Origin of the sequence: Desulfosporosinus paludis (genome assembly GCF_045689965.1) — a bacterium.
Taxonomy (GTDB): domain Bacteria; phylum Bacillota; class Desulfitobacteriia; order Desulfitobacteriales; family Desulfitobacteriaceae; genus Desulfosporosinus; species Desulfosporosinus paludis.
Window position 1 is genome coordinate 3,720,061 of record NZ_CP144211.1, and the last position, 22,170, is coordinate 3,742,230.

The window sequence follows — 22,170 nt, forward strand, 5'->3', positions numbered from 1 at the left end:
GTCAGAACTTCTAACTTGACAAGAGCCAGAAGATTTAGTTTCTGGCTCTTGTTCAAATTTCAGAGTGAACTTGGAGGATGCCAGCATGAGACCTGTACTAAGTATCTGTATGATGGTTAAGAATGAAGAAAAGAATATAGAACGTTGTTTACAAAGTTTACAGCCGCTGATGCAAGTTATTTCCTCTGAATTGATTATTGTAGATACCGGCTCGTCAGACCGCACGGTGGAAATTGCTAACCAATTTACAGATAAAGTGCTGTTTCATATGTGGAATAATAACTTTTCCGAGATGCGCAATATTACCATTAGTTATGCTACTGGCCAATGGGTATTGATTATTGATGCTGACGAAGAAATTGAAACGGCCGATGCTTTGATTAGTTTTATAAAAGCTTGTCCCGACAGTCGCATTGGAAGTGCAACAATATTAGTAAAGAATATAACCAACGGTCTTAGCGGGTATTACACCACATCGGTATCACCGCGGCTGTTTCGCCGCAATAAGCATTTTTATTACCGTGGTGTGGTACATAATGAGCCGTTTTTTCAGGGTGGTATTGCCCATCTAGAGAGCAGCATTATTCATTATGGTTATATTGCAAATGATAAGGAGTTAATGGAAGGCAAATTCCAGCGCACAAGTACACTACTGCAGGCAGAACTGGAAAAGAATCCCGAAAATATTTATTACCGTTATCAGTTATCAATCAGCTACTCCATGCACGGAGACTGGCCGGAGGCATTGCAAGAATTACTAAAAATTTATGAAAATCATAAAGATGAAGATGATGAATTTTGGCGCAGGAATTTATACGTTATAGCAGGTTTACTGCAGGCGTGTGCTGTGAACGGGCATTCCAATGATGAAATTATTCAGTTTGGTTTGCGCGGTATTGAATTGGAACCGGAATATGTCGATCTGTATTTCTTTCTAGCACAACTTTATGAAATGCAGGAAAATTTCGAGGATGCATTCGACCATTATTTTAAACATGAAAAACTAATTACAAATTTTTCAAAGTTAAATATTAGCCATAATATGGCTTTACAGCATTATACATTATCACTTCATACGGCTGATTATTATAATATGGGTGTTATTTCCTTTCGTAAAGGAAATTATGGTCAGGCCAGACAGTACTTACAGCAGGTGTTGGCAATTGCTGCTGAGGATGATTTATTTATCAAGCAAGCTCATACTGTTATACTAGGGCTTGATTTTGTTGATAAGAAGTTTGACGATACCCGAATGATCTATGATTCGTTGTTACAAAGAAAATTAGATCAGGAATTGGTGGAAATTGAAGTTGAAATTGAAAAGTTCCTGAAGAACTTGAACGGTGAAGAGCGGCATCGTTTTTACCTTCGGTTTCAAGATTTGCCTAATTTGTATGGTAAGCTCAATGGTTTACGATTATATAACGGCGATATTGGTGACATAGAGTGGGAGTCACTAATCTCAGCTATAAACAATACAGATATGAATAAATTACCGGATTATTATGCACCGGTATTGGCATATAGTATCAAATATTGCCCGCAGGAGGCGTGGAAGATTAGCGCTTGCCTGTCAGAAAAGACTATTGTGTCGTATATGTGTTATCTTGACGAAGTTGGCAAGATGGAATTTGTTGCCATTTGCCGAGATTTCATTTGCGTTGCCACAGATAGTACAGTTAATTCCTACGAAATGGTGCGGTTACAAAAAAACGCAGCCAAATATATATTATTTTCTGGAGCATTAGATAATGCGGAATACCCACTAGTTTTTGCTAATTACGTTGAAAAAGGTACTTCTTTTTTAAAAGGCCTTTATAGCGAAATGATATTTACAAGAGATTGGGTTTATGACTTAAAAAATGTGGAGGAAAATTTCCTGTTCTATATTACGTTGGCGAAAAAAGCAAAGAGTAACCCCAAACAATATATCCTTTTTCTGAAAAAAGCGCTTAGAGAATATCCTGAAATGCATAAGGGTGTGGACATCCTGTTACAATCAGTTCAGACCAATGATACAAGCGCAGAAATGCAGCATTTGCTTGAAGATTTGATCATAAATGTTGATACATTGATTGCTAGTGGCTTGTATAACGAAGCACTTAATATAATCACAGAGTGTGAAAATTTCATAGGTGGTGATCAGCGTTTATTAGCCAAAAAAGCTGAGATTGGTAAATTGAATCTAGACTTGAAGACTGATTAGCTGAATTAATTCATCAATCCATATCATATAAGAAACTATTTAGTAACCGGCTGCTAACACTTCCTAAATACTTCTTTGGTAACTTCGAAGTTCTTTAGCTTGGAATTCTTGATCACCAAGAGGTTAAATTCAAAAAGGGTTTGGTTTCATTTGTTGGGGTTAAGCCCGCCACCTTATTCATGCCTTAGGGTTGTTAAGCCTATGCGGATTGAATGGTATGGAATACAAACTATTTAATATAATATAATTTTGCATCCCATCCGTCATAGGTCAGTAGAAATCCCTAGAAAAAACCGTTTCTATAGGAGAGAATTGCAATGCCGGCAAACTGCTTAGAAGATAAAAAAAATATTCACTTATTACTAACTTATGTAAGTGATCTACTTGAAAAGGGTCGTATAAAAGTTTCAAATAGCAAAGTAGATGCGGTGGAATTAGGAATATTAATAAACCAAGCAACTGATGGTTTTATGAATATTATTAATCTTATTACTATGAATGATAATATTCGCGAAGAATCTGAGAAAGTAGCCTATGATTTTGTAATCTTAATCGAGACATCTAATGAAAGGCGACCGTTGCTTGATGTTTACCTAAAATTATTAAGTAGTTTTAAGAGATTTGCGCTTTTGTTGCTGGAAGATTATAAATTCAACCTAGCTATATATGGATTCAGCAACCTCTCGAACTATTTTGAAGAAGTTTTGGATACTCAAAAAGCAAGGGTTGTTTTATACACAGATAAAAAATGTTCTAAGAAAAATACTGCTCCTAATTTGAAGAGAGTTCTTGAGATTAATAATGTAAATCATGAACTATATGATTATCTCATAATTTGTATTAACGTTCCTGAAGATCAATTGGAAATATTAGGTGTGGACAAAAATAAAATAATTAATCTGTGGAAACTACTCGAGGAATATTTATCAGTATATATGAAAATTTATTTTCTAAATTATAACTACAATCAACTAAACTCAGGGATTAGAAAGGCTAATGGCGATTTTTCTTATGAATTATTTATAACAGGGTTATCATATCCTATGAAGGGTATAAATGAATATTTGCTTCCCAAGAAGTCTGTCAAGCTTACTTCTTCTTCACAAGATTTATATTACGATTATTTATTAGCAAAAAAATTATTAAGTACTTCTCATAACTTCAAATATTGTATTTTAGGATTAGCATATTATTCTTTTAGTTTTGATGTTGCAAAAACATCAGACGCTCCTCGCATTGAAAATACTTTTTATCCAATCATTCAAGACTCGCATGGATATATAATATCTAATGATTATCAACCACCGATTGGAATAGAAAGAATATCGGAGATAGTTTCATTTAACAATCCTATCATTAACGTAGAATTATTGAATAAATGCTTAGAAAATGTATTTGGAGTTAATATAGATTCTCCTATCGATGAAAAAGGTTGGAATAGTCCGTGTGAGAACCTACCAATTAAGCAATTAGGTTATAAACGGGCATTATTCCACAGTAAATTTAATTACAAGGCAACTATAGATGAATATAAGGATATCTTTAAAAAATACCTTGATCTATTGAAACATCACAATGTGCTTCCGATTATTGTTATTTTTCCAACTTCAAGCTACTATTACGACTATTTCAATGAAGATATACGAAATAATTTTTATAACATAATAAATGAGTTTAGGTGCTCATATAAATTCCAATTTTTTGACTTCTTTTATTCTAAGTTATTTGCTCCAGAAGATTTCGCTGATTGTGATCATTTAAATCAACGTGGGGCAGATAAAATGACTAAAATATTAAGCAAGGTTATCTATTGGGCTTAATTCCTTCTGGATTCTAATGGAAACATTTGAGAAGTATATTTAATAAAATATAAATATGTCGGCAGATGAACGCTGTAAATATTTCAGGTGCCGAATAGAGATCCACCAGTAGGGTCAGGAGGTATCATTTGATGGATACTTCCTAAAGATTTGCTTAATTTTTTCCGATAAAGATATTAAGCATAGATAGTTCATCAAAAGGAGGAATTATATGGACATAGCAGCAATGTCAATGACGCTGAATCAAAGCAAGGTTCAGCAACAGGCGAGCCTATCTGTCATGAAAATGGCTATGGGTGTTACAGCGACTAAAGGTGATTTTATAACGTCTTTAGCAAATGAGACTACCAAGGCTATGGAATCATCAGTCCAACCAAACCTGGGTGCGATGCTTGACATACGAGCTTAAGAAAGCCAAAGATTTAGTCCTTGGGTCATTGAAGGTTTCAGTTGATGAACACACAGTCTCGACCTCTGTCATGGAGCTTGAGACTGTATTTTTTCTTTTCCTTGATTAATTCATATGCTTCCTCTGAACAAGAACACTATAGGCCGTAGCGACAACTAGAAAAAATATTGTATGGTGTTAGGGGGACGAAATGTGAACATTAGTGTATGCATGATTGTAAGAAATGAAGAGGCTGTTCTGAAGAGAAGTTTGCAAAGCATACTCGATCTCGTTCCTGAAATCATTATCGTAGATACAGGTTCAACAGACAATACCAAAGGGGTTGCTCGTGAATTCACTGACAAAGTATATGATTTCATCTGGCACAATGATTTTTCGGCAGCGCGAAATTTCTCTCTTGAGAAAGCAACTAAGGACTGGGTACTTGTTTTGGATGCGGACGAAGTCGTAACCTTTTTCAATAGTGATCAACTCCAAAACGCTATTGATCAGAGCGAAGATATTGTCGGACGAATTAAAATAATAAACATGATTGCGGATTCAACTGGAGAAAAACGATATGTCGAAAGAGTAGGCCGTCTGTTTAACCGCAAGAATTTTCATTATGAGGGCATTATTCATGAACAAATTGTAAGCCTAAGTGGGTCATCGTTCGACAGAGTTCCTCTGGAGATTGTAGTAGAACATATCGGCTACACTGCGGGGGTGCTAAAGAGAACAGATAAAATAACAAGAAACATAAAGCTCCTAGAGCTAGCCCTGAGTCAAACCCCGGACAATCCGTATCTTATTTATCAACTAGGTAAATCTTATTACATGCTTAAAGATTTCCAAAGAGCTGTTGGGTATTTTAAAAAAACACTTGTTTTGCCATTGAACTTTAGCCTTGAATATGTAGAAAACTTGATTGAATCCTACGGTTATGCTTTAATCAACAGTGGCTACTATTCGGAAGCCCTGTGTCTAAGCAAGTACGTCAAGTACTATAGTAATTCACCGGATTATCTATTTTTGATGGGACATATTTACATGAATAACGGGATGTTCACTGAGGCGGTAGAAAGCTTTACAAGGTGTATTGGTGAAAAAGAAAGCAAAGCTGAGGGTGTGAATTCTTACTTGCCTAATTACAATATGGGTGTTATTTTTGAATGTTTGGGTGACAATGGAAGGGCAAGGATGTACTACAAGCTGTGCCATCAATATCCTTTAGCACTTAATCGATTAGAATTATTAAAATAATAGGCAATCAACCGAACCTTGGTAATACTATTGATATTAAGGTTTAATATAGAGCTTGGAAGGGCCAGTGGACAATAGTCTCTGGTCTTTTTTCATCTTTTTGGATTTATTCCTAAAGGTTTGTGGGATTTCTTACGATGATATAAATAAATCAGAGGTGTTAGCTTTGGATATTAGTACAATTAACAACCAAGTTAATGTTGGCTCAGCCTATACCACGCAGAGCCCCCCGGATACTCAGGCTGTCGTAAGTAACTCGCTAGCAAATATAGATAATAACGGTAAACCGACAACCGACTCTGCTAATAACCAAAACGCCAAAAAACAGGTCGATCCGCAGAATGTCAAAAAAATGACCGAAGCTATGAATCAATTTATGGAATCCATGAATTCCACTATTCGCTTCAAGATCCATGAAAAAACCAATGAACTAATGGTGCAAGTTGTTGATCAAACGAATAACAAAGTACTTAAAGAGTTTCCACCTCATGAATTTCTCGATACTATTGCGGCAATTCGAAGCTATGTAGGAATGCTGCTGGATAAGAAGATATAGCAAATAATTAGTGTTAGGAGGTTTTGCTTATGACCACCGTTGGATCAACGACTACAACTAGCTCTATAGGGGGGACCTATGGCTTATCCGGTTCGGGTGTTGATGTTGATTCTATTGTCAAGAAGTTAATGGCTGGGCAGCAGGCCGTAGAAGATTCTCTAACGCAAAAACAAACAATTCTTCAATGGCAAAAGTCTGCCTATAATACGGTTTATGATGATCTAAACAGTTTTAAGACGAGTACCGTTTTCAACTTCAAACTCCAAGCTACGTTAAGTCCTAATAAAGTTACCTCCAGTAATACCTTAGTGGCGACAGCAACAGCAAATGCAGGTGCCGCCGATGTGAATCATTCCTTGGTAGTTGCGCAGCTCGCTAGTGGGGTTAACCTTACAAGTACGGCATCCATTTCAACTTCAAATACACTCGGAACACTTGCTCAACAATTTGGGATGACGTCTACAGATCCTTTTAATATAACTATAAAGAATGGTAGCTCTACAAGTCAGCCTATAACCATTAATCCTACTACCGACACCATTAATGATGTTGTCAGTAAAATCAACAGTGCCGGTGTTAATGTACAGGCTAGTTATGACAGTACTTTAGATCGATTTTTCTTGACAACCACAAATACTGGAGCCTCCTCAGGCATTAGTTTTGTAGGTAGTGATCAAGCTGGATTGAATTTTTTAGGTGGGACATTAAAACTTAATGGGGGACTACTGAGAACCCTTCCGGTTCTGGCACCTATACAAGCGTCCCTGTTACTGGTCAAGATGCTGCATTTCAACTGGACGGGGTGGGGTTAACCGAAGCTAATAATACGTTCAGTATCTCCGGTGTTACATACAATCTGACAGGGCTTTCATCAGGAGGTCTGTCATATGATAACACCACTAAGTTATTTAGCGGGCAAGGACAAGCAACTAATGTAAGTGTGTCTAACGACATCGACACTGCAGTGGCTAACGTCCAGTCGTTCGTTGATGCATATAATAAAATCCTTGCAGAGGTAAATGGAGATATAACTCAACCTCGTTATAAGGATTACCCGCCTCTCACGGATAGTCAGAAGTCTTCCATGAGTAGTTCGGATATCACACTTTGGAATCAGAAGGCTCAGAGCGGGATGCTTTACAATGATCCAACTTTAACGAGCCTTGTGAACACTATGCGAAGCGCAATTTCTAGTCCTGTGTCTGGCATTACGGGTTCCTATAATAGTTTATCTTCAATCGGAATTACCACGGGCGACTATACAGAGGGTGGCAAACTATACTTGAATACCGACACCTTGCGGACAGCGTTACAAGCCAATCCCAATGTATTAAATCAGTTGTTTGGTACTGTAGGGACAACGACAACTACTAATGGTGTAACCACGACCAACACTTCAACTCAGGGAGTTGCGGGGCGGTTGTATGATGGTCTTACGAACACCATGAAACAATTACAGCAAATTGCGGGTACAACGGCTACTGCTTCATACGATTCTTCTAGCAACCTTGCCCAAGAGATTACAAATTATACGAAGCAGATCAGCGATGCAAAAGACCAATTTAACACGATGCAAAGTCAATACTATACCCAATATAATGCCATGGAGGTGGCGATCCAACAGATTAGTTCCCAAAGCAGTTGGCTGGCGTCAATGTTGGGAACGAGTACTAGTAGTGGTTGATAGAAATAAGGAGGATTTATCAAATGGTAAATTCACAGATGAATGCCTATAAGAACCAGCAGATAATGACTGCTTCGCCAGCTCAATTGACCTTACTGCTTTATAATGGCGCGCTGCGATTCTTGAATGAAAGTATTATGGCGCTAGAGCAAGGAAATATTCAAAAAGCTCATAATGCTAATATGCGAGTACAGGATATTATTCGAGAATTTGTTCGTACCTTGGATATGAATTATGAAATATCAAAACCTTGGGCACAACTCTATGAATACGTTGAATATTGTCTGATTCAAGGCAATATCAAAAAAGATGTTAAACAATTGCAACAAGCAAAACAGGTTTTGCAGGAACTGCGGGATGCCTGGGAAGGAGCTATGAAGCAAACTCATGTGGAGCGGGCGGTCGCTAAGTAATGGAAGAGAAAATAGTACAAGCTTTATGGCAGGATTATCGATTTCTAACTAAAGAAATGATTAAGTTTTTGTCGAAACAAGATATGGAACTGTTTTACAATCTGATGGAGCAGCGAGGGCGGCTACAATCTAAGATTGAGCATACGACTGATAATGGGTTCAAAGATTCGACAGCTGGCCGGAGTATGCTTGCTGAAATCCAGCAAGATAACCAATTTATTATTGAGCATCTACAGTTGAGACGAAACCGGGTTAAGAAACATCGTCAGGTAATAGATTCCTATGGGGGGCAAGCTCTACATCTGTTAGCCGGACGAATTGGGAACGATAATTGAATACTTTTTGATTTTTACATGTAAATCGTCATCATGGAAAAGAAACAGGATACCATTTGGGGTCCTGTTTCTTTTTTGCCCAAAGGTCCTATACATTTTATCCGGCGAGCTATATACGCTCTTGCAACGAGATGCTACTATAAAGAAGGCAAAAAGAGGTTATAGATGTTTATTTGTTTTTTTGGAGGAATTCTAAAAAAGATGGCGAATAAAAGTAAATCAAAGTATCTTTTAACGAAGGTATTCTAAATATCGAGCTCAAGTAATTTGCTGATACATAACACATTTATATGGAATATGAATAGATCTAGAATTTTTTTAATGGTGGGGTTATCATTAAAGATAGGGGTGGCATTACATGAGCCAAGACAATGACAAAAATCAGGGAGTTGATCTAGGGGAGTTTTTAGAGTTTTACCTGCTAGATTCTCAGGAACAGATTGAAAAGCTCGGAGCGGGACTTCTGCAGCTGGAGAAAGAGGGAGGAAATATCGGTCTAATCAACGATCTCTTCCGTTCGGCACACAGTTTAAAAGGAGCATCTGGGACGATGGGGTTTACCCCGATTGTTGCTTTGACCCATGCGGCTGAGGATCTGCTGGACCGCTTGCGTCAAGGGAAAATGGACGTATCTCTTGAAGTCATCGATGTACTCTTAGCAGTCACTGATCGTGTTAAAGCGATGCTGGAGCAAGTGGAAAAACGTCAGGAAATCACGGTAGGATCAGAGGATCTGGTGGCTTCTATGAAAGCATTGCTAACAGGTGAAGTTCTGGTTGTGGAAGAGCATCTTTCACCTTCTAACGAAATAGAGGAAATCAAGGATGACTTTGTACCTTTGGATTTTGCTCTGAATCCAGAGGAAAGGGCCCAGGTGAAAGATGCTTACAGTTTAGGTCATGGTGTTTATCAAGTTGATATTACCTTAGAGCCTAACACGCTGATGAAAGCAGTGCGAGCTGTGATGGCGACTCAGCGTTTTGAAGGGATCGGAACGGTAGTTAAATTACTGCCGAGTATCGAAGATTTAGAAGCTGGTAAGGTAGATAGTTTTTCTCTTCTTGTGCTTTGTGATGAGCCAATGAACGAAATCCGAAGGGAGTTACTGGAGATTTCCGAATTGAAAGATGTTGTCCTTCACCCCTATCCTGAAGGGACAGAATTTGATGAGGAAGAGCTGCCTAAACCTCCAGCATCCCCGGAAAAGCCCATTAGAGAATCCGAATCGTTTTCTCCCGCTCGGGAAACACAGCATAATGTCATTGAAGAAAAGAAAACTGATTCTGAAGCTAACCAAACACCACATGCCCTAAAAGGGGCAGCTGCAGAGTCTCTGCCAACTCCACAAGCGCCGTCTCGCGCCCCCGAAGCCGCGAACGCTAACGTGGAGGTTAATACTCAAGTACATACCATTAGAGTAGATACAGCTCGTATGGATAATCTGATAAACCTTGTCGGAGAAATGGTGATCACGCGAACACGTTTGGTACAGATTGGTTTAGATTTAAAAGCTCAGTACCAGATGGACAGTATGGTAAACAGTCTGAATGAGGCTAATGTTTATTTGGGTCGTTTAATGAACGATTTACAAGAGAGTGTCATGCGTCTGCGGATGGTAGCCATCGGTACCGTCTTTAGTCGCTTCCCGAGGCTAGTTCGAGATCTAGCCAAGAAAACCGGTAAAGAAATTACCCTTGTCCTTAAGGGCGAAGACACAGAATTAGATAAAACTGTCGTTGAAGTGATCGGTGATCCCTTGATGCACCTAATTCGGAATTCTGTAGACCATGGGATCGAGTCGCCGGAAGTACGCCGTGCCATGGGCAAACCGGAAGAGGGCACAGTAACTTTAGATGCTTATCACGAAGGAAACCATATTGCCATTTTAATTACGGATGATGGCGCAGGCCTTGATCTCGACAAGATTCGCAAAATTGCAGTAGAGAAGGGTTTGATTGGGGAAAGGGAGGATCTCTCAGAACGTGAAATCGCTAACCTTATCTTTTTGCCAGGGTTTAGTACTGCAGACAAGGTTACTGATATTTCAGGTCGAGGGGTCGGGATGGATGTCGTCAAGAAAGCTCTTAATAACCTGGGAGGTATGGTGGATATCACGACCCGTCAAGGTAAGGGTACAACCTTTACGATTCGTTTGCCTCTGACACTAGCGATTATCCAAGCTCTTCTGGTTGAGGTCGGTGACGAGATTTATGCTGTACCACTTTCTTCCGTTTTGGAAACGTTGCTTGTTGACCGTTCAGACATAAAAACGGTTGGCGGGTTGCCGATGGTTCAACTGCGCGGCAATACCTTGCCTCTGATTTCACTGCAAGAGAAGTTTGGTCTGCCCGTGCCTGAAACCTTGAGTGATGAAATTTTTGTTGTGGTCGTTGGCTTTGGAGACAAAGCCCTAGGCCTTATCGTGGACGAATTGCGTGGTCAACAGGAAGTTGTCATTAAATCCTTGGGAGATTTTCTGAGCAATCTTCCAGGAATAGCAGGGGCGACCATTCTTGGTGACGGGAAAGTTACCTTGATTCTTGATATCGGCTCTCTTATGCAGGATGTCTTAGCAATCCGTAAGAGCTAGATTTGGATGGCAAAAAGACTTAAATCTGGACTATGAAATTTATAGTCAAAATTATTTTTAAACAAGAAATATTCTGGTTCGACCAACAATATCGTACTTCGAATATTGATAAAGGGAGGATTTAATATGGCGGAAGAACAATTGGTAACCTTTAGCCTAGGGTCTGAAGAGTTTGGAGTTAACATTATGCTTGTCCAGGAAATTATCCGCATTCCACCTATAACCAGAGTGCCAAAAGCACCTAGTTATGTAGAAGGCGTCATCAATTTGCGGGGGAACGTTATCCCGGTAGTTAGCCTGCGCAATCGATTTGGCATGGATCGAGTGGAGGAAACGGATCTCAGTCGGATTATCGTCTTGCAAGTTGACTCAAAAGTTTTTGGAATCAGGGTAGATGGTGTTACGGAAGTACTGCGCCTGGACAGTGAGTCCATTGAGCCGCCACCGCCAGTGGCTTTGGGTATGGATTCTCAGTTTATACGCGGGGTAGGAAAAATTGGAGACAGGCTGCTGATTCTTTTAGAATTAGAACATATTATGGGTGAGAGTTAAACTATGAATGGAGCGAATAAAACTCCGATAGGAGTTTTGATTGTCGACGATTCCCCCTTTATGCGTTTGACTCTCCAAAAAATACTTAATCAAAATTCGGATATTAAAGTGTTAGATACAGCTCGAGATGGGCGGGAAGGGATTCTAAAACTTCAAGCGCTTCACCCTCAAGTGGTGACTATGGACGTTGAGATGCCTGTGATGGATGGACTCCAAGCCTTGGATGAGATCATGCGCTGGCGGCCGACGCCAGTCATAATTTTGAGTGCTGTGACGACAGAAGGAGCACAAGCAACCTTAAAGGCTCTCGATCTAGGCGCGTTTGATGTTGTAGCCAAGCCTTCAGGAAATCCGGGGGCTGATTTGCAGGCACTTTCTCGTGATTTAGTAGAAAAGGTCAAAGCTGCTGCGGGTGTGAATCCAGCACGTCTAGGACGAGGACGCCAAGGAATCAATGTTGCAACAACACCGCTTGGAGGCGGGACTTCTGCTGGTGGAACAAAAGGAATAGCCTCGAATACTCTGGCAAGCAACGGTTCGGCAAGTTCTTCAGCAGGCAACACTCCAGCAAGTACTCCTATAAGCAGCACTACTGTGGGTACGACGACAGTGCCACAGGCTCAGCGCCTTCCAAGTGCAGGAAAAAACGCCTTCCCCAAGTATCCGGTACAAATTGTAGCCATCGGTACGTCAACGGGCGGACCTTCGGCGCTTCAAGCGGTGCTTCCTGCTCTGCCTGCTAACTTTCCGGTTCCTGTGTTAGTAGCACAGCATATGCCGCCTGGCTTTACTGCTCCACTTGCCCAACGGTTGAATGGGCTGTGTCCGTTAAATGTTCGGGAAGGAATTCATGGAGAAGTGCTGAAGGCTGGAACTGTGTATGTCGCTCCTGCAGGCAAGCAACTCCAAGTTCTGCGCAAATCCGGACAGCTAACTCTAATTATTGGAGAAGAAGCCCCGATACCCACTCTCTATCATCCATCCGTAGATGTGATGTTTCTATCATTAGCCAAGGAAGTCGGGAAGGGCACTCTTGGAGTCGTAATGACTGGAATGGGAAGTGATGGTACGAAAGGTATGAAGGAGCTCAAAGGCGTCGATGGTTTTGCAATTGCAGAATCGGAAGAGACTTGCGTGGTTTATGGAATGCCGAGATCCATCATAGAGGCCGGTATGGCTGATAAGGTTGTGCCTCTGGGGGATATCGGAAAAACGATTGTTGAGTGTGTCATGAGGAGGGGGAGCCTATGAGTTTATTTGATGCCATTGATACCAGTGCTTCTGGGCTAACAGCCCAAAGGCTGCGGATGGATCTTATATCGAATAACATTGCCAATATCAACACAACACGAACCGGGCAATTGACTCCGGCAGGCAATCAAATTCCCTACAGCCGCCAAGTCGCCGTCTTTGTGCCGCGTCCTTCAACGCCGTCTTTTGCGAGTGTTTTAGGGCAGGCTGTTGGAGAAAGCAGCCCTGGTAATGGGGTGCAAGTAGCCAGTATCCAGAACGATGTTCAAAATCCGTTTCGGTTAGACTATAATCCGGATTCCCCAGATGCAGCGAAGGTTGCCGAACAGGGCTTACCTGTCGGGTATGTTCGCCAGCCGAATGTCAATCTCGCCACAGAGATGGTCGATATGATTTCGGCCTCGAGAGCCTACGAGGCTAATGTAACGGCTCTGAATGTCAGCAAGTCGATGGCGGCAAAAGCACTTGAGATCGGAAAGGGGTAAGGATTAAATGAGTAGTATACCACTGATAGCTCCCATTGTACCTTTAAATGTCCTTAGCCCGCTTGCCCCTGCAAATCTCGAAAATACACCCAGTGTAAGTACCGGAGGCGGGGCTCAACAAGCAGGGGCTGATTTTTCAAAGTTCCTCCATGATGCTTTAAGTCAGGTTAATGATCTGCAATCTAAAGCCGATACAGCAAGTCTTCAGCTAGCAACCGGCCAGGTTCAAGATTTATCGTCTGTAATGATTGCATTAGAAAAAGCCAATTTGTCATTATCCACGACGGTTTCCGTACGGGATAAAGTGATTGATGCTTACAATCAAATCATGCGCATGCAATTGTAGCTCGTATCTAATATACAGTACGTAGTTTGTGGCTGTTTTAGGGGGGCATCGAGGCTGTTTATTTGTAGAAGTCCTTATTTAATGAAGAAAAGGGATTATTTTAAGACGATGATGAAGAGGAGGAGCAAAGAATGGATTTTTCTTGGGCTGGAATTAGAAATTCTGTAAGAAATTTTTGGTCAAAGCTTTCTAGCCCACAAAAGATAATTACCGTGGTCGCTCCTCTGGTTGTTGCTGGAGTATTATTTTCTCTGATTGCTTGGGCTAGCACCCCTCAATATGTCGCTATCTTCACAAAATTGAGTGATTCCGATGCTGGGGCGATCGTGACAAAACTCAAAGATTTGAAAGCAGACTATAAGCTGGCTGACAACGGTTCAACGATTATGGTACCACAGCAGTCGGCGGCTGATCTGCGCTTACAGCTGGCTACAGCCGGGCTTCCGCAAGAAAGTAAATTTAGTTTTGATAGTTTAAATACTGTGCATCTCGGTGAGACAGATGCGGATCGGAAATTACGTTATGTTCTCGGATTGCAGAACGAGTTAGAAAATACACTAAAAACTTTAAATGGAGTGCAGGATGCGCGGGTTCATATCGTTATGCCGGACCCTTCGCTCTTTGTCGATAATCAGAAAGCGGCAACGGCAGCGGTCACCTTAAAACTTGTTCCCGGTACGAAATTGCAAGATGACCAAGTTCGGGCGGTTGCCAATCTTTTAGCGGGTTCTGTCGAAGGACTGCAACCGGAGAATGTAACTATTGTAGATACGAATGGAAATGTCCTTTCGGATGTTTTAGGGAAAAACGGGGATTCTCAGCGGATGACGGGTAATCAGTATCAGCTGCAGCAGACTGTGGAAGAGGATACGCGTAAATCAGTGCAAAGTATGTTGGATCGAGTGCTCGGTTCGGGCAAGACTGTAGTTCGAATCAGCGCAGTTTTGGATTTCGATCAAATCAAACGCACGAAACAGACCAATGGGCCGGGTGCTGTTGTAAGTGAACAGAGTACTAATGAAAATGATACTAACAGCACCGGTACCTCACCGGGAGGGATACCCGGTACTAGTGCAAATTCCGTGCCTACCTATGCGGCTGCAAGTACGGGGGGGAATTCTTCGTCGACTAAAAGCACCGAAACTAGAAACTATCAAGTGGACACAACTCAAGAGGAACAAGTGGTAAGCCCTGGAGCAGTCAAACGTCTTTCTGTGTCTGTTATGGCTGATTCGGATAGTATCACCCAAGCCCAGCTTGATCAGATCAAAACGATTGTGGCTTCAGCTGCTGGTGTCGATTCTACACGCGGAGATCAAATTCAAGTCGCCGCTATCCCCTTTAATAAAACTGAGTTAGAGCAAGAAAAATTGGCGATGGACAATGCCCAAAAACGGCAGCAGTTGGTGACCTATGCCGAGATTGGAGCCGCTGCCTTCCTGGGCTTAGTGTTCTTCTTAATCTTCCTTCGCAACCGCGCTAAAAAGGCTCGGGCTGAAAAGCTTCTGGGACTTGAGAGTTCTCAACCGGTTCCTCTGGCAGAAGCAGAGCTGCTTCTAGCCCAGCAAGAGGCAGAAGAAGAGGAAGCGAGGCTTAAGTTAGCTAACAAAAAGATAAAATCGGCTGAAGAAATCCAGAAACAAAAGACGAAAGAGTCAGTTGAACTTTATTCACGCAATAATCCAGATGAGGTTGCTCGCCTCATGAAGACATGGCTATCGGAGGAGAGTTAAATGACGCAAGCTTTAACAGGCATCCAAAAGGCGGCTATTCTCATGATAGTCTTAGGCCCGGAGAATTCCGCCCAGGTGATTAAACATCTCGGGGATACGGAAATCGAACAATTAACCTTGGAAATGGCCAATGTTCGCAAAATATCGCCGGAGCAACGAGATTTTGTGATCGAAGAATTTCACCAAATGTGCATCGCCAACGACTATATTTCTCAAGGTGGGATTGAATATGCTCGGGAAGTCTTGGAGCGAGCTTTAGGAGAGACTCGAGCTTTTGAAATCATTAGTCGCTTATCATCGTCTTTGAAAATGCGTCCTTTTGATCTTGTACGGAGGACGGATCCTAAACAACTTTTTTCTTTTATCCAGGGAGAACACCCTCAGACGATTGCTCTGATCATGACACATCTTCCGCCGGAAAAAGGAGCAACATTGCTGGCCAGCCTTCCTCAAGATCGCCAGGCGGATGTTGCGAAGCGCATCGCTACCATGGGACGGACAAGCCCGGAAGTGCTTAAAGAAATTGAAAAAGTCTTGGAGCGTAAGATCTCAAGTCTTGCTCCGACAGATTATACATCCTCGGGTGGAATTCAAAGTATCGTGGATGTTCTGAATCGCACAGATCCCGGAACGGTAAAAGTGGTGATGGATTCTTTGGAAATGGATGATCCGGATCTGGCTGAACAGATCAAACGCCAGATGTTTGTCTTTGAAGATATTATTATGCTGGATGACCGAGGGATTCAGTTGGTCTTGCGTGAAGTGGAAACTAAGGATCTGGGATTGGCCTTGAAAGGAAGTAATCCTGAGGTTGCACAAAAAATTATGGCCAATATGTCTTCCCGAGCTTCACAAATGCTCAAGGACGACATGGAATTTATGGGTCCTGTGCGTTTGCGTGATGTCGAAGAGGCTCAGCAGCGAATTGTTAAAGTGATTCGCAAACTGGAAGAGAGCGGAGCGATCGTTGTTTCCAGGGGGGGTAGCGATGAAATTATCTATTAACGGCAGAGTCGTTAAATGTCAAGACGTAGAGGTATCTACTCCGCGTCTTGTGGAATGCAACGAAGGGTTTCAACGTTTAGAGGAATATCTCTCTGTTCTAACCGTGGGAGAAGATGTATCAACAGTGCATCCTGATTGGGTTGAGACTGAGACATCTTCCTTGATGAGTGAAGCTCAAGAAAAGGCCGAGGAGATCTTGGCTGAGGCGCAGGCAACTGCTCAGGAAATACGAGAAAAAGCTCAGGCGGATGCGCGCAAGATCCTTGCTGAAGCTCAAGAGGAAATGGATCGCCTCCGTGAGGAGGTGACTCGAACTGCTCAAGCTGAGATCTATCCGTCTGCTCAAGCCGAAGGCTATAGAATCGGTTTGGAAGCAGGAGAGGCGGAAGGAAAAAGACTAACTCAGAACGCCAACCAGCTTTTTCAATTGGCTCAGAGAGCAGTTCAAGAAGAATACGCTAAAGTCGATACAGAGTTACTTCACCTAGCGATTAAGATTGCCGAGCGTTTAGTGCGCTCGAGTCTGGCGGTAGCCCCCCAACGTTTAATGAACATTATTCGGTCCCTCACCTTGCTTCCTCAGGAACAGCAGGGGTGGAGGCTTCATGTGGCCTCCGAGGATGCACACTTGTTGGAAGGGGATCACACTCCTTGTCCATGGGTAATTGATGAATCTCTGGGTTCCGGCGATTGTTACCTTGAGTGCCAAGAGGGTATTTTTGATGCTCGGATGGAAGCTCAGCTAAATAAATTAGAAAATGCCTTACGAGAGGAGCTCGAACATGGGAGCATGGAATTTGTTGGCTCAGACAGTGGAACAAACTGAACCGATTACTTCTCAAGGGCGTGTTTCGAAAATTGTAGGCTTAATGATCGAGGCTGCTGGACCAAGGGCTAGTGTTGGAGAGTATTGTCATATCGTTACGCGCAGCGGTAGGGAGATTCCCTCCGAAGTCGTCGGATTTCGAGACTCAGCCACGTTATTGATGCCCTTAGGAGAACTTGAAGGGATAGCTCCCGGAGACCGAGTGATTCCTCAGGCCCAGAAACTGACGGTTTCAGTGGGACCGGGGCTATTAGGGAGAATTCTCGATGGACTGGGTCAGCCGATGGATCGACGTCCGCTGGCAACGGATGTATCTTACCCTTTGCAAAAATCTCCCCCTAATGCTTTGTTACGCCCTCGGATTCGTGAGGTGCTGAGTGTCGGAGTGAGATCCATTGATGGGCTGATTACACTTGGCCGTGGACAAAGAATGGGGATATTTGCCGGTTCAGGAGTAGGTAAAAGCACCTTGCTTGGTATGATGGCCAGGAACACAGTTGCCGATGTGAATGTAATTTGCCTGGTTGGAGAACGTGGACGTGAACTGCGTGATTTTATTGAAAAAGATCTCGGCCCTGAGGGATTAGCTCGTTCAGTGATCGTTGTAGCAACTTCGGATCAACCGGCTTTAGTACGCTTGAAAGCAGCTTTTACAGCGACGGCTATCGCCGAGTATTTTAGAGATCAGGGTAAAAATGTTCTTTTAATGATGGATTCAGTGACCCGTTTTGCTATGGCGCAGCGGGAGGTTGGGCTGACGGTAGGGGAGCCTCCAGCGACTCGTGGTTACCCACCTTCAGTTTTTGCGTTATTGCCGAAACTCTTGGAACGTTCAGGAATGGCTGAGACCGGAAGCATAACAGGGATTTATACAGTCTTAGTAGACGGAGATGATCATAATGAACCGATTGCTGACTCGGTGCGAGGAATCCTTGATGGACATATCGTTTTGACCCGCGAATTGGCGACACAAAATGAGTATCCTGCGATTGATATTTTACAGTCGGTGAGTCGGGTCATGGCTGATGTTATTAGCTCCGAACATAAGATCTTGGCTGGTAAGATACGAGAACATATGGCAATTTATCGTGAGGCCAAAGATTTGATTGATATAGGCGCTTATATTGCTGGGAGTAATCCCAAAATTGACGCTGCTATTGCGCATCGGGACCGAATTCAAGCGTTTACGCGACAAGGGGTAGACGAAGAGGCTGATTTCAATGAGATGTATCGGCAAATACAGAAAATTATCCAGAACGTCTCCTAGAGTCATAGATTCAGGATAAACCTTCTAAAATAATATAAGCTCTCTAGGGGGTGGTAGCGTGGCACGATTTAAGTTTCGCTTAGAAGTAAGTCTCCGTCTGGCTGAACAGACTTTTAAAACAGCCCAGCGCGAGTTAGCCGAAGAGGTTAGGCACTGGCAAGTTTGCAAGTCGGCCAGCGAAGCTCAACAAAAGACTTTGTTGCAGGCTCAGGAAGAACAGCGTAATGCAGGCCGATGCCATCCTGAAAATCTTGGAATGTGTCAGATCTTCGCTTACGAGCAGCATAAGAGGTTAAGAGAATGTGAAACTAAGCAGATCGAGCAAGAACTTATTTTGGAAAATGCTCGCAACAACTTATTAAAGGCTCACCGAGAGGTGGAGAAATTTCGCAGCCTTAAAGAAAAACGGCTCAAAGCTTTTCGTCTCGCTGAGGTTCAGAAGGAACAAAAAATCTTGGATGAAACCGGGCAAGTACTTTACTGGCGTCAGCAAAGACAAGTTTGAGGAGGGCGAACCATGATTTATGTTACCCGCTTAAATGAAAAGAGATTTGCCATCAATCCTGACTTAATCGAGATTATGGAAGAAACGCCTGATACTGTGATTACCCTCACTAATGGAAGTAAATATGTAGTGTCGGAGGGTATCGATATTCTCATTGACCGGATCACAGAGTTTCGCCGACGTTGTCGCCCGGTATGCAAAGTGGAGGAGCGATAAAATTTATGAATAAAAAATCACTCATTTTTATTATTCTGGCATTAATTATAGGTACAGGCATAGGAGTAGGCGGAACTATAGGCGTTCAGAAATTATTCTTTAAATCGTCAAGTTCAAATGTTTCAGCAGCCTCTGCTGCAAAACAGACTGGACCTCTTCTGCCGCTGGGTGAATTTACTGTGAATTTGCAAGGTGGTGCCTTTCTCAAGACCTCACTTACGGTCGAAGTAGCTGATGCCAAAGCGGAAACTCAATTACAAACAGAAGACGCTTTCTTGAAAGATCGGGTAAATACCGTACTTGCAAACAAATCTCTGGCCGATGTGCAGACCGCTGCCGCTCGTGAGAAATTAAGAGAGGAGCTTATCAAACAGCTTAACGAAGTGGCTAATAATAAAATCAGCGATGTCTTATTTGTGTCGTTAGTCTACCAATAATATAGTTCAAACTGCGAATATCGAACATCGAAATTGAGAGGGGGGATTCTATGGGAGACGTTTTATCCCAAGCAGAAATTGATGCTTTGCTGAGTGCTTTGTCCGATGGGCAAGTTGATGTGGAAGAAATGAAAACAACGAAGACTCAAAAACGGGTTCGAGTCTATGACTTTAAACGCCCCAACAAGTTTTCCAAGGATCAAATTCACTCCCTTCAAAATATTTACGAGAATTATTGCCGTTCGTTGACGACCTATCTTTCTGGGAACTTGCATTCAGTTGTTGAATCTAGCGTTTTGTCGATTGAACAAATAACTTATGATGAGTTTATTCGTTCTCTCCCAAATCCTACGGTTTTAGGGTTGTACGCTTTAAATCCTTTAGAAGGAACTGTTTTGATCGAAATGAGTCCAGCCTTGGCGTTTACGGTCGTGGATCGACTTCTAGGGGGTCAGGGCCCGGGCGGAGAAAAAAATCGGGATTTGACTGAAATTGAGAAGACTATTATTGAAAATCGATTGAAGCAGATAATTTTCATCTCGGAGGAGGCTTGGGCAGAAGTTTATAAGCTTGAACCACAGTTTGTCTCGATGGAGACAAATCCTCAGTTCACGCAAATTGTGGCTCCGAACGAGATGATTGTACTCATAACATTAGAGGTTAAAGTTGGGGATTCAGTGGGAATGATTAATATTTGCATGCCCTACTTGGTGCTTGAACCTATCTTGGATAAACTAAGTACATTTTTCCTTTTTTCCACTCAAGCCAAGGTTTCCTCTCCGGAACAGGTTAAGGCGATTCGGCAGAAAATCGAGTGGGCTAAGGTAGATATGGTTGCCATGCTAGGCCATTCAGAGATTCTTGTACGGGAGCTCTTGGAGTTGTCGCCTGGGGATGTAATTCCACTGAACCAATTAGTCAATGATCCAATTCCGATTTATGTAGGAGAATTTATGAAATTCAAGTCGATACCCGGGCTTCACGGAGAACATCTCGCAGTGCAAGTTATGGAAACCATAAAGGAAGGAGGGGAAGCAGATGGGTAACGGCATGCTCTCTCAAGAAGAGATCGACGCTTTGCTGCGCGGCACTTTGGAAGTTGACGCGGAGCCAGAGGAATTATCCTCGGAAAACAAGTTAGAAGAGATGGAAAAAGATACATTAGGAGAAATAGCAAATATTTCCATGGGGACCGCTGCTACAACTCTATCCCTACTCTTAAGTAAGAAAGTTGAAATTACGACTCCTAAAGTTGATGTAACGACATCTCAACAGATTCGCGAGGAATATCCAATTCCTTCGGTGATATGTGATGTTCGTTATAAAGCAGGGATCGAAGGTTCCAACCTTCTAATACTTTCTCAACGAGATGCTTCAGTGATCGTAGACTTGATGATGGGGGGAGATGGAAAAAATCCTTCACTTGAACTTTCAGAGTTACAAATCAGCGGTGTGTCTGAGGCAATGAATCAGATGATGGGATCAGCAGCCACCTCAATGTCCACAATGTTTAACTCCATGGTGGATATCACCCCGCCGAGTTTAGTGCTCAATGACTTGGCTCAGGGCCGAGATGTTATTCAGGACTTTTTGTCCCCTTCGGATCCTCTTGTGCGGATCTCCTTCAGGATGGTCGTGGAGGATGTTATTGACAGTACCTTGATTCAAGTGATCCCTATTGATATGGCCAAGCGCATGGTCGACAAGCTAATGGGCGTGATGTCAAGTGGACCATCTCAAACGACAACTGCTAAAGAGGCTGCTCCGGCGTTGGACACGCCGCATATCCCAACTCCGACTCCCCCACCTTCAGTAGCTTATCAAACTCCGCCAACTCCAGCGGCCTATCAAACCCCACCGCTATCTCCCTCGCCCGCTTATGAGGCACCACCTTATGCCGCACCAGGGATGGGTTATCCGCCTTATGGCAATGTGCCGGGGAATAACCACAGCGGATTTCAGACTCCAGTTCAGCCAGCTCAGTTTGCACCACTTCAACCGGGACAGCCAATAGCACAACCTGATAATCTCAACTTGATCTTAGATGTTCCTTTGCAAATTAGCGTAGAGCTGGGGCGTGCCAAAAAGACTATCAAAGAAATCCTGGAAATGGGTCCGGGCTCTGTTATAGAATTAGATCGCCTGGCTGGTGAACCTGTGGATATGATTGTAAACGGCAAGTTAATTGCCAAATGCGAAGTTGTCGTTGTCAATGAAACGTTCGGAATTCGCATTACAGATATCGTTCATCCTATGGAACGAATGAATTCGTTAAATTAGAGGAGGAATTTG

General features: G+C 42.5%; 23 protein-coding genes. All 23 read left to right on the top strand.

Going from position 1 to position 22,170, the window contains the following annotated elements:
- Positions 1 to 85: 85 nt before the first annotated feature.
- The 23 genes from VZF35_RS18525 to fliY all read left to right on the top strand — a co-directional run bounded on the left by VZF35_RS18525 (position 86) and on the right by fliY (position 22,158).
- Positions 86 to 2,206, top strand: coding sequence for a tetratricopeptide repeat protein (locus VZF35_RS18525; protein ID WP_407307286.1), 2,121 nt, complete (start codon positions 86 to 88; stop codon positions 2,204 to 2,206).
- Between the two features lie 317 nt (positions 2,207 to 2,523).
- The gene (locus tag VZF35_RS18530; protein ID WP_407307288.1) at positions 2,524 to 4,026 is read left to right on the top strand and encodes a D-alanyl-lipoteichoic acid biosynthesis protein DltD; all 1,503 of its coding nucleotides are present in this window, start codon (positions 2,524 to 2,526) and stop codon (positions 4,024 to 4,026) included.
- A gap of 211 nt (positions 4,027 to 4,237) precedes the next feature.
- Positions 4,238 to 4,435 carry a YjfB family protein gene (locus VZF35_RS18535; RefSeq protein WP_407307290.1) on the top strand — a complete coding sequence of 66 codons (198 nt, stop codon included), beginning with the start codon at positions 4,238 to 4,240 and terminating at the stop codon, positions 4,433 to 4,435.
- A 192-nt stretch (positions 4,436 to 4,627) separates the two neighbouring features.
- Positions 4,628 to 5,677 carry a glycosyltransferase gene (locus VZF35_RS18540; protein ID WP_407307292.1) on the top strand — a complete coding sequence of 350 codons (1,050 nt, stop codon included), beginning with the start codon at positions 4,628 to 4,630 and terminating at the stop codon, positions 5,675 to 5,677.
- A 100-nt stretch (positions 5,678 to 5,777) separates the two neighbouring features.
- Positions 5,778 to 6,233, top strand: coding sequence for a flagellar protein FlaG (locus VZF35_RS18545; RefSeq protein WP_407307294.1), 456 nt, complete (start codon positions 5,778 to 5,780; stop codon positions 6,231 to 6,233).
- A 29-nt stretch (positions 6,234 to 6,262) separates the two neighbouring features.
- Positions 6,263 to 7,045, top strand: a complete 783-nt coding sequence (locus VZF35_RS18550) for a flagellar cap protein FliD N-terminal domain-containing protein (RefSeq protein ID WP_407307296.1) — start codon at positions 6,263 to 6,265, stop codon at positions 7,043 to 7,045.
- Entirely contained in the window at positions 7,036 to 7,917 is an 882-nt protein-coding gene (gene fliD / locus VZF35_RS18555; protein ID WP_407307298.1) for a flagellar filament capping protein FliD, read from the top strand. The genes VZF35_RS18550 and fliD overlap by 10 nt, the downstream gene beginning before the upstream one ends.
- 23 nt (positions 7,918 to 7,940) lie before the next feature.
- The gene (fliS, locus tag VZF35_RS18560; protein WP_407307300.1) at positions 7,941 to 8,330 is read left to right on the top strand and encodes a flagellar export chaperone FliS; all 390 of its coding nucleotides are present in this window, start codon (positions 7,941 to 7,943) and stop codon (positions 8,328 to 8,330) included.
- Positions 8,330 to 8,665, top strand: a complete 336-nt coding sequence (locus tag VZF35_RS18565; protein WP_407307302.1) for a hypothetical protein — start codon at positions 8,330 to 8,332, stop codon at positions 8,663 to 8,665. The genes fliS and VZF35_RS18565 overlap by 1 nt, the downstream gene beginning before the upstream one ends.
- 358 nt (positions 8,666 to 9,023) lie before the next feature.
- The gene (locus VZF35_RS18570; protein ID WP_407307304.1) at positions 9,024 to 11,255 is read left to right on the top strand and encodes a chemotaxis protein CheW; all 2,232 of its coding nucleotides are present in this window, start codon (positions 9,024 to 9,026) and stop codon (positions 11,253 to 11,255) included.
- Positions 11,256 to 11,381: 126 nt separating this feature from the next.
- Entirely contained in the window at positions 11,382 to 11,807 is a 426-nt protein-coding gene (locus VZF35_RS18575) for a chemotaxis protein CheW (RefSeq protein WP_407307306.1), read from the top strand.
- A 3-nt stretch (positions 11,808 to 11,810) separates the two neighbouring features.
- A complete protein-coding gene (locus VZF35_RS18580; RefSeq protein ID WP_407307308.1) occupies positions 11,811 to 13,058 on the top strand; it encodes a chemotaxis response regulator protein-glutamate methylesterase in 1,248 nt (415 codons plus the stop codon).
- The gene (flgC, locus tag VZF35_RS18585; RefSeq protein WP_407307310.1) at positions 13,055 to 13,543 is read left to right on the top strand and encodes a flagellar basal body rod protein FlgC; all 489 of its coding nucleotides are present in this window, start codon (positions 13,055 to 13,057) and stop codon (positions 13,541 to 13,543) included. The genes VZF35_RS18580 and flgC overlap by 4 nt, the downstream gene beginning before the upstream one ends.
- Before the next feature lie 7 nt (positions 13,544 to 13,550).
- Entirely contained in the window at positions 13,551 to 13,889 is a 339-nt protein-coding gene (fliE, locus tag VZF35_RS18590) for a flagellar hook-basal body complex protein FliE (protein WP_407307312.1), read from the top strand.
- Positions 13,890 to 14,020: 131 nt separating this feature from the next.
- Positions 14,021 to 15,622 carry a flagellar basal-body MS-ring/collar protein FliF gene (gene fliF / locus VZF35_RS18595; RefSeq protein WP_407307314.1) on the top strand — a complete coding sequence of 534 codons (1,602 nt, stop codon included), beginning with the start codon at positions 14,021 to 14,023 and terminating at the stop codon, positions 15,620 to 15,622.
- Positions 15,623 to 16,627, top strand: coding sequence for a flagellar motor switch protein FliG (gene fliG / locus VZF35_RS18600; RefSeq protein ID WP_407307316.1), 1,005 nt, complete (start codon positions 15,623 to 15,625; stop codon positions 16,625 to 16,627). It abuts the gene before it with no gap.
- Positions 16,611 to 17,453 carry a FliH/SctL family protein gene (locus VZF35_RS18605; RefSeq protein ID WP_407307318.1) on the top strand — a complete coding sequence of 281 codons (843 nt, stop codon included), beginning with the start codon at positions 16,611 to 16,613 and terminating at the stop codon, positions 17,451 to 17,453. Before fliG ends, VZF35_RS18605 begins: the two co-directional genes overlap by 17 nt.
- Positions 17,410 to 18,720: a flagellar protein export ATPase FliI gene (gene fliI, locus VZF35_RS18610; RefSeq protein WP_407307320.1), complete on the top strand. Its 1,311-nt coding sequence runs from the start codon at positions 17,410 to 17,412 to the stop codon at positions 18,718 to 18,720. The genes VZF35_RS18605 and fliI overlap by 44 nt, the downstream gene beginning before the upstream one ends.
- A gap of 58 nt (positions 18,721 to 18,778) precedes the next feature.
- The gene (locus VZF35_RS18615) at positions 18,779 to 19,225 is read left to right on the top strand and encodes a flagellar export protein FliJ (protein ID WP_407307322.1); all 447 of its coding nucleotides are present in this window, start codon (positions 18,779 to 18,781) and stop codon (positions 19,223 to 19,225) included.
- 12 nt (positions 19,226 to 19,237) lie between these two features.
- A complete protein-coding gene (locus tag VZF35_RS18620; RefSeq protein WP_407307324.1) occupies positions 19,238 to 19,441 on the top strand; it encodes a flagellar FlbD family protein in 204 nt (67 codons plus the stop codon).
- A 5-nt stretch (positions 19,442 to 19,446) separates the two neighbouring features.
- The gene (gene fliL / locus VZF35_RS18625; protein ID WP_407307326.1) at positions 19,447 to 19,878 is read left to right on the top strand and encodes a flagellar basal body-associated protein FliL; all 432 of its coding nucleotides are present in this window, start codon (positions 19,447 to 19,449) and stop codon (positions 19,876 to 19,878) included.
- 50 nt (positions 19,879 to 19,928) lie between these two features.
- Positions 19,929 to 20,924, top strand: a complete 996-nt coding sequence (fliM, locus tag VZF35_RS18630) for a flagellar motor switch protein FliM (RefSeq protein WP_407307328.1) — start codon at positions 19,929 to 19,931, stop codon at positions 20,922 to 20,924.
- Entirely contained in the window at positions 20,917 to 22,158 is a 1,242-nt protein-coding gene (gene fliY / locus VZF35_RS18635) for a flagellar motor switch phosphatase FliY (RefSeq protein ID WP_407307330.1), read from the top strand. The genes fliM and fliY overlap by 8 nt, the downstream gene beginning before the upstream one ends.
- Positions 22,159 to 22,170 lie beyond the last annotated feature (12 nt).

Excerpts from the sequence above, each read along its gene's own strand:
- fliG (WP_407307316.1), top strand. The coding sequence starts at position 15,623 with ATGACGCAAGCTTTAACAGGCATCCAAAAGGCGGCTATTCTCATGATA.
- VZF35_RS18580 (WP_407307308.1), top strand. The coding sequence starts at position 11,811 with ATGAATGGAGCGAATAAAACTCCGATAGGAGTTTTGATTGTCGACGAT.
- fliY (WP_407307330.1), top strand. The coding sequence starts at position 20,917 with ATGGGTAACGGCATGCTCTCTCAAGAAGAGATCGACGCTTTGCTGCGC.
- fliE (WP_407307312.1), top strand. The coding sequence starts at position 13,551 with ATGAGTAGTATACCACTGATAGCTCCCATTGTACCTTTAAATGTCCTT.
- fliS (WP_407307300.1), top strand. The coding sequence starts at position 7,941 with ATGGTAAATTCACAGATGAATGCCTATAAGAACCAGCAGATAATGACT.
- VZF35_RS18565 (WP_407307302.1), top strand. The coding sequence starts at position 8,330 with ATGGAAGAGAAAATAGTACAAGCTTTATGGCAGGATTATCGATTTCTA.
- VZF35_RS18570 (WP_407307304.1), top strand. The coding sequence starts at position 9,024 with ATGAGCCAAGACAATGACAAAAATCAGGGAGTTGATCTAGGGGAGTTT.
- VZF35_RS18605 (WP_407307318.1), top strand. The coding sequence starts at position 16,611 with ATGAAATTATCTATTAACGGCAGAGTCGTTAAATGTCAAGACGTAGAG.
- fliL (WP_407307326.1), top strand. The coding sequence starts at position 19,447 with ATGAATAAAAAATCACTCATTTTTATTATTCTGGCATTAATTATAGGT.
- VZF35_RS18530 (WP_407307288.1), top strand. The coding sequence starts at position 2,524 with ATGCCGGCAAACTGCTTAGAAGATAAAAAAAATATTCACTTATTACTA.
- VZF35_RS18525 (WP_407307286.1), top strand. The coding sequence starts at position 86 with ATGAGACCTGTACTAAGTATCTGTATGATGGTTAAGAATGAAGAAAAG.
- flgC (WP_407307310.1), top strand. The coding sequence starts at position 13,055 with ATGAGTTTATTTGATGCCATTGATACCAGTGCTTCTGGGCTAACAGCC.
- fliM (WP_407307328.1), top strand. The coding sequence starts at position 19,929 with ATGGGAGACGTTTTATCCCAAGCAGAAATTGATGCTTTGCTGAGTGCT.
- VZF35_RS18535 (WP_407307290.1), top strand. The coding sequence starts at position 4,238 with ATGGACATAGCAGCAATGTCAATGACGCTGAATCAAAGCAAGGTTCAG.
- fliF (WP_407307314.1), top strand. The coding sequence starts at position 14,021 with ATGGATTTTTCTTGGGCTGGAATTAGAAATTCTGTAAGAAATTTTTGG.
- fliI (WP_407307320.1), top strand. The coding sequence starts at position 17,410 with ATGGGAGCATGGAATTTGTTGGCTCAGACAGTGGAACAAACTGAACCG.
- VZF35_RS18620 (WP_407307324.1), top strand. The coding sequence starts at position 19,238 with ATGATTTATGTTACCCGCTTAAATGAAAAGAGATTTGCCATCAATCCT.
- VZF35_RS18575 (WP_407307306.1), top strand. The coding sequence starts at position 11,382 with ATGGCGGAAGAACAATTGGTAACCTTTAGCCTAGGGTCTGAAGAGTTT.
- VZF35_RS18550 (WP_407307296.1), top strand. The coding sequence starts at position 6,263 with ATGACCACCGTTGGATCAACGACTACAACTAGCTCTATAGGGGGGACC.